This is a genomic window from Flavobacterium psychraerolatum (genome assembly GCF_025960985.1).
Lineage (GTDB): Bacteria > Bacteroidota > Bacteroidia > Flavobacteriales > Flavobacteriaceae > Flavobacterium.
Genome location: NZ_JAOQMX010000034.1, coordinates 47,528 through 55,298, shown reverse-complemented (window position 1 = coordinate 55,298; position 7,771 = coordinate 47,528). Strand labels below are relative to the sequence as shown.

Sequence of the window (7,771 nt, the reverse complement as noted above, 5' to 3'; positions counted from 1 at the left end):
ATCAGGATAAAGATCTAATTTTAATGGAAAAATTAACCGCATAATTAATAATCGAAATTTAGAATAATACTCTTGTTTTATAGGGGTCAAAACAGCTACAATATAAAAAGATTACATTCCTTTTCATATTAAATTTCTCCGTTAGTGATGCAAATTAAAGTGAGAAATTTAATAACGAAGCGGCCGGATTGAATTTATCATAGTTTTCACAGTTATACCCTAATCAAATTATTTTGTACTTTCTTCATTCCTTCATAAATTTACGAAAGGTTATAAATATTTAGTAATCTGTTTTCGGGATAAAATAGGACTTAAGTTTTCGTTTTTTTGTATTTATTTTAACTTTTACATAGTTCAAATTAATGGTGTTAATTAATACTGAATATGAATAGTTTTTTATATTAAAAGAACCCACAAACGCAATTAGAAATATTGTTTTCAGTAGTAAAAGTAAAGTGGAATAGTTTTCTATGAATGATTCCAAAAAGTAATAGAATAGTAATATAAGGAAGCCTAAAAGATAATTGATTAATAACGATCTACATTTTGTAATCCTAACATTAGTAATCTTATTCAAATCAATTGTTGTAGTACTAATTTTCGCTGTAATTACTAGCGTTTTCTCTGTTAATGAAAATTCCTTATTATTTTTTTCGATTTCTATAAGTTTATTATACATTAAATTAATGTTATTCACATAATATTTTTTAAGCATCTTGTATATACAGCTAATAGTCTTTGATAACCTACAAAAAAGACATAATATTTATCATTAAAATAAATTTAACTTAGCTGTATAACAAGAAATCCCCCAAATTGTTTAACAAAAATATATAATGAACATCGTTTTTATATTGATTTAACCTATAAGTTAAAATAGTTAACCTATATTTTTTTTTAACTTATGAATTAGAGGTTTATTAGGTGAACAAAAGTTACCTTGTAGCAATATCCTATTTACTAAAAAATAAAATTAAATGAATAATGCATTTTCAAATAAAAATAATATAGCAAATGCTATTGATTTAAATTTATTAAAATTAGATAATGATTTTGCTAGGATGTTACTCTTTGTAACAGAAATATGTGCTGTTAAAGACGCATTTATTTCATTGGCAGATGTTCAAGGGCACTCTATAAAATCTAAAATTGGTTTAGATTATTTGACAAATCAAAATGATATTATTTGTTTTCAGGAGCTTGTTAATGGCAATGAATTTTTAATAATTTCAGATCTCGAAAAAGATCCAAAATTCCAATCTATTGATGTAAATAATACCTTTAAATTTTTTGCAGGATTTCTTATAAATATTCCAGGTAGTTTAGTACCAGGAACAGTCTGCATTTTCAATAGAGAAGTTAAAGAACTTTCTTCAATTGAATTAAAAACACTTCAACAGACTATCTCTCAAATCGAATCCTTGCTTCAGTTGAATCTTGATAACCAAATGCTGCAGGAAACGGTATATCAAAAGGAAAATAATTTTGATTTGCTTATCAAAAATTCGTTAGAGGTTTTTTACCAATTTGATTTAGAAGGAAATGTCATTTATGTTTCGAAAAACTGGAGCAGTTCACTTGGTTATTCGAATGATGATCTTGTAGGAAGTAGTTACAGTAAATTTATCCATCCAGATGACCTTGATTCAAGTTCGGAGTTTTTAAATAAGGTGGGGCAAAAGAAAAATGTGGTAAATGAGCACGCATACAGAATCAGGCACAAGGATGGTCATTATATTTGGTTTTCATGTAAGATAGAATTACTAGAAAATAATAAAGGCACCTTTTTTATTGGCGCTTCGAGAGATATAACGGATTATGTAGAAAGTCAAAATAAACTAGTTCTGCAAAAAGAATTTTATGAAAAAATCATAAAGGGAATCCCCTCTGGTGTAGCGGTATTTGATGGTGATTTTAGATATATATACTTGAACCCTAATGCTATTGTAAATAAAAGACTCCGAAAATTTATTGTTGGAAAAAACGACTTCGATTATGCTAAAAAAACGAATCGAGAAGCTACATTTGCAATAAATCGAACAAGTAAATATGAAGAAGCAATACTAAAAAAACAAACAATAGTATGGGAAGAAGTACTCTATGACAAGCTTGGACAAAAAACCTATCATAGTCGAAAAATATCCCCCCTATTTCACAAAGATGGGACACTTGATATGTTAATAGGTTTTGGAGTTGATATTACGGAAAGTAAAAATGCTCAATTGGAGTTACTTAAAAGTAAACAACTTACCAGTAGTGTTATTAAGAATGTAGGAGTTGGAATTTTGGTTCAAGGCCCACAATCAGAAATAGTAGAAAATAATGATGCTGCTTGTGAAATGTTGGGTCTTACACAGGACCAATTGCTTGGTAAGACCTCCTTTGATAAAGGCTGGAGTGTAATACATTTGGATGGGACTACTTTTAAATCTGAGGATCATCCCGTTCCAAAAGCTATTAAACAATTAAAACCATTGCATAATATAGTCATGGGTGTTCATCGTAATGTGACCAATGATTTAGTTTGGTTGTTGGTTAATGCAATACCTGTATTTGGCGATAATGAAGAATTAATTTATGTAATATGTTCTTTTAGTGATATAACTGCTCTAAAGGCGGCAGAAGATGCTTTAAAAATTAGTATCGAAAGGTTTGAGCATGCCAGTAAAGCTACTTCAGACGCTATGTGGGACTGGGACCTTATAACTGACGATGTGTTTTTTGGAGGAACAGGTACTACTTTATTTGGACACATATTTGAAAATAATACTTTAAAGGTTTCAGAAAGTTTGCAATTTGTGCATCCTGACGATAGAGATTATGTCGTTTATAGCCTTGAAAAGGCCTTTGACGAAGGTGCGACTGGATGGTCTACTGAGTACCGTTATTTAAAATCTGACAACACTTTTGCTTATGTAAAAGATAAAGCAGTAATTTTAAGAGATGTTAGTGGTAAAGCCATTCGTGCTATTGGTGTTCAGCAAGACATCACTAATGAAAAAATACTGAAAGACGAGTTAATACAAAGTGAAGAGCAATTCAAAGGAGCATTTATTAATTCACCAGTCGGTATGGCTATTGTTGGCCTAAATGGCAATTGGTTGATCGTAAACAACCAAATGGAAGAAATATTTGGATATACAGATGATGAATTTAAAGTAAGAAATTTTTTAGATTTAACACATCCTGATGATGTTGAAGAAGATCAGGCTAATTTAGAATTGCTAATGACAGGGGGGATATCTACTTTGAATAGAGAAAAAAAATATATCCATAAAAATGGAAGTATTATTTGGATACATTTATCTGTTGCGATAGTAAAAAATAGTTTAGGTGATTTAATCCACTTTATTAGTCAGTTTGTAGATATTACTAAAAGAAAAGCATTAGAAAAAACAAATAGGTTATTAGTAGAAGAAAATAACAAAATAAAGAATATACAGTTGGACGAAGCTAAAAACAGGTATCGTCTTTTAGCCGATAATATGATTGATTTGGTTTGTTTGCATGGCCTCGACTCTAGTTTTCAATATGTATCACCCTCGATACATGCTATATTGGGATATTATCCAGAAGACTTAATTGGCTTAACGCCCTTAGATTTTATACATCCGCAGGATAAGGAAAAATTGCAAAAGAGTATTCTAGGATTTATAACTGAACGAGAATATTTAGTTGCTCGATTAAGATTTAAAAATAAAAAAGGCGATTATGTTTGGTGCGAAACAACAGCCAATTTAGTCAAAGAAAAAGGTAAGGCGACTAGCTTTCACTCTGCTACCAGAGATATCACATTAAGAATGGAAGCAGAAGAAAAAGTTAAAAGAACGTTGCAGAAGGAACGTGAACTTAATGAATTAAAGTCAAACTTAGTTTCTACCATTTCACATGAATTCAGAACCCCTATGACTACTATACGCGCAAGTGCTGAACTGATTCAAATGTATTTGAAGAATCAAAAAATAGAAAACCAGTCACTATTGGAAAAGAGAGTAAATACTATCATAGGTGAGATTGACCGTCTTGTTGAATTAATGAATACAGTTCTAATTATTTCCAAAAATGATCTAGGGAAAACTGATTTCACTCCCGTTAATTTTGATTTAAAGGAAACTTGTTTTGATGTTTTTGAATTATGTGATGTTGATCAAAAAAAAGGAAGAAATTTAATAACATCATTTGAAGGTGATACTTTTCCTGTCTTTGCTGATATAAAACTAATGGAATATACTCTTATTAATTTGGTAAATAATGCATTTAAATACTCTGTAGGGTGCGGTGATGTTGTTTTTAATCTTTTTTCAAATGAAGTTTTCATTATTGTTGAAATTATAGACTTCGGCATTGGAATTCCAGAAGAAGATCAAGACAAATTATTTAATACTTTTTATAGAGCGAGTAATACCATTGGTATCCAAGGTACAGGTTTGGGGCTCTATATAGTTAAAATCTTTACGGAGAGAAATTCGGGTTTGATAAAATTAGAAAGTAAGTTGGGAGAAGGCACCAAAGTAACATTACAATTTCCAAAGTTAAAAAAATAATATTTTTCGTCTAAGAAATGAAATAGTAGTATATCTTGATTGTGATTTTTTAAAATCATTATTTGTTATTCATATGAGTGAAACCCCTATCGAGATTTTTGTTTAGGTTAAACAACTCTTAAAGTTATTCCCAAATAAGTTGATTTCAAACTAATTATATCAAGTTTTTATATTAAATTGGTGTATTTTTTAAACTAGTTTCTAATATAACAGTAAAATGGCTAAAATTTTGTTTATCGAAGATGAGGTTGAAATAAGAGTTTTAGTTTCTGAATTCCTTTTGTTTATGGGGTACGAAATTGTTGAAGCGATTGATGGAGTAGATGGATTAGAAAAAGTACATAAGGAACTACCAGAATTAATTTTATGTGATTTAATGATGCCAAAACTTGACGGATATGGTTTTCTAGAGCAACATCAGCGTTCAGTCTATGCACACATTCCCGTTATACTAGTGACGGCAATGATGAATATGGATTACGAGTTAATTAGTAGGGGGCTTAATGTTAAAGGATATATTAGAAAGCCTTTTAACTTTGAAGAGCTCAAGCAGATTATAGTGGATAATATTTTATTAGCGTAATAAATATTTATTACTGTTTATTTTTAATCTAAATAAAGCATCGCTTAAGGGGACTTTTTAAGCGAAATACAGTAGCTTTAAATTATAAAAAGAGGCAAGGATTTAATTCCAAAATATTGTTTAGCTAAATATCCGTTTTTTAATTAAAACTCAGTAGCATAATATACTACGCTTAAAAGTTTAATTAAAATATTTTTTTAAACTTTTAATGATTTAATATATTCTCGAGCAGAAATTTCAGTATATGATTTGAAACTTGTAGAAAAATAAGAGAATGAATTAAAACCTGTTTCATCGACTAGGAACTGAATGTTCTTTTCACCCAGATTAATAAGTTTAATTGCATATTCGAGTTTGAATTCTCTTATATATTGGCTGGAATTTTTATTAGTATGTTTTCTTATTTTTTTGTCTAATGTTGATTTACTCATGAAAAGTCTTTTTGATAATTCAGTAGTATCAATTTTTGACTTCATTGTTTTTAATAATATTTCATTTAGGGATATAATAAAATCTTTTTCAGACAATTTTATGGTAACTTTTGAAAATGGATCTGGGGATAATTTTTTAACTATATTTTGTTTGAAATCTAATATGTTTTTGATTTTATAAAGTAACTCTTTTGTCTTAAAAGGTTTTGTTAAATAATCATTGACACCATTTTCTAGCTGTCTGTACTTAATACCTTCATCAATATTAGCAGTAATGATGATAAAAGGGATAGAGTTTTTTTTTATTTCTTTATGGATTTTTAAAAATAATTCTTCGCCAGTCATAGCAGGCATCATAAAATCACTAATGATGAGATCACAGGTTTTTCTTTTAAAATAAGTGACTGTTTCAGCACCATCTTTGAACCACTCTACATCATAATTATTGAAAGTCAATATCTCTACAATAGAAATTCCCAAGGCTAAATCATCTTCAATTAATACTATTTTTTTTTTAAATTTCATCTAGTAAAACTAATCATTCCTATTTTAAAATATAGGTATTTTTTTTTAATTTTTACACAAAAACACATTGATTAAATATGAAAAAAAATACTTTTGTGAGACGTTAATTTATACTTAAAAATTATAATAGCTGACCGATGTAGTATTTAAAAGGCAAAAATAATATTAGGTAGCCAGCAATGTAAGTAAGAATGTTCTATTCATAAAGTGAATTTCTATTTAAATAATGAGATTTTTAATTGATTGTGAGTATATATGTTGTATAAATATGGATTGATAAGCAGTTGTGATTTAAGTACGACAATACTTAAAATGTAAGGAATCGTTCTTATATATAAAAAAAAAAATATTTTTTATTACTTTGGAGTTCCTTAGAATTTAAATTAGAATCGTATGATTAATTAGTATTGCAGATTTATGAAACAAAAAAACACTATAAATTAAATGTATAAAAGTAAAATACTACTAATTGATGATGAGATAACCCTTCGAGAAACAATACATGAAATTCTTGCTATTGAGAATTATGAAGTTATCTCTTTGTCGAGTGCACAAGAAGCATTGGATTTATTAGATAATTGGGTACCAGATTTAATAATTTGCGATATCATGATGCCTGTAATGGATGGATTTATGTTTTATGAAATATTGAAAGAAGTCAAACCTTTATCTGCTGTTCCTTTTATATTTTTAACTGCAAAAAAGGAGGATAATTTAATGCGAAAGTGCTTGCTTCTGGGAGCAGATGATTTCTTGATTAAACCTTTTATTATTAATGAATTAGTAAAAATTGTAGAGGTAAAAATTAATAGATTCAAGAAAATAAAAAATACAGTTGGTAATTTATTTGTGGGAGAAAAAAAATATTTATTGCATGAAGTCAATACTTCTCTTAATGGTATCTTAGGAAGTATAAATTTGTTAATAGATGGAGGAGATGATTTAGAAAAGGATAATATTAAAGAATTTCATGATATTATTAAAATATGTGGTTACCATTTAAATAGAACTATGTTCAACTTATTCCTTTATCAAATTGTTATTAATAATGAAGTAAGATATTCAGAAAAGGATAAAAGTAATATCGGCGATACGTTTGAAAATGTTTTAAATACAATTCAAATAGCATATAATGATGCGGACGAAAGAATTTTTTTTAGAATAAAAAAAGCTACTATAAAAGTTAGTGAAGAGTATTTATATTTTATTCTTTATGAGATTGTGGAAAATGCTTTAAAATTCTCTGATAGTAAATCTGTTTCAGTTATAGGTAAGCCTTTTGATGATAAATATTATAGGGTAGTTATTAAGGATTCCGGAATTGGTTTTTCTCAGGAAGAATTAAAAAAAATAGATGCTGGACAGCAATTTAATCGTGAAAAAAGAGAACAACAGGGATTGGGGTTGGGGATTTTTTTAACTAGAGCGATATTAAAGAAGCTGGGTGGTGTTTTTACAATTATTTCAACTGTAAATATGGGGACGGAAATTACATTATATTTCCCTATTTAGAGCAGTAGTATCAGGGTGTAATTTCTTGACAAAATAATCAGATTAAATAAAAAATCAGTTATAATTAAATTTATAAATTTAATTATGACTGATTTTTTTACTGCTATTCTAATATGTTAAAAGTATTTAAAACTTTTATTGGTATTGATATTGAATGCATTAAATATTTAATACAA

The 7,771-nt window shown here is 28.1% G+C and carries 4 protein-coding genes; 3 read left to right on the top strand and 1 reads right to left on the bottom strand.

Going from position 1 to position 7,771, the window contains the following annotated elements; genetic code table 11:
• Positions 1–977 precede the first annotated feature (977 nt).
• Both M2326_RS12830 and M2326_RS12825 read left to right on the top strand, forming a co-directional pair.
• The gene (locus tag M2326_RS12830; protein WP_264619955.1) at positions 978–4,544 is read left to right on the top strand and encodes a PAS domain S-box protein; all 3,567 of its coding nucleotides are present in this window, start codon (positions 978–980) and stop codon (positions 4,542–4,544) included.
• A gap of 217 nt (positions 4,545–4,761) precedes the next feature.
• The gene (locus M2326_RS12825) at positions 4,762–5,127 is read left to right on the top strand and encodes a response regulator (protein ID WP_264619954.1); all 366 of its coding nucleotides are present in this window, start codon (positions 4,762–4,764) and stop codon (positions 5,125–5,127) included.
• A 197-nt stretch (positions 5,128–5,324) separates the two neighbouring features.
• Here M2326_RS12825 and M2326_RS12820 read toward each other — a convergent pair whose 3' ends face one another.
• On the bottom strand, positions 5,325–6,083 hold the full coding sequence (locus M2326_RS12820) for a response regulator transcription factor (RefSeq protein WP_264619953.1): 759 nt from the start codon (positions 6,081–6,083) through the stop codon (positions 5,325–5,327).
• A 444-nt stretch (positions 6,084–6,527) separates the two neighbouring features.
• On the opposite strand from M2326_RS12820, the gene M2326_RS12815 reads away from it, so the two are divergent.
• The gene (locus M2326_RS12815) at positions 6,528–7,595 is read left to right on the top strand and encodes an ATP-binding response regulator (protein ID WP_264619952.1); all 1,068 of its coding nucleotides are present in this window, start codon (positions 6,528–6,530) and stop codon (positions 7,593–7,595) included.
• The last annotated feature ends 176 nt before the right edge of the window (positions 7,596–7,771 follow it).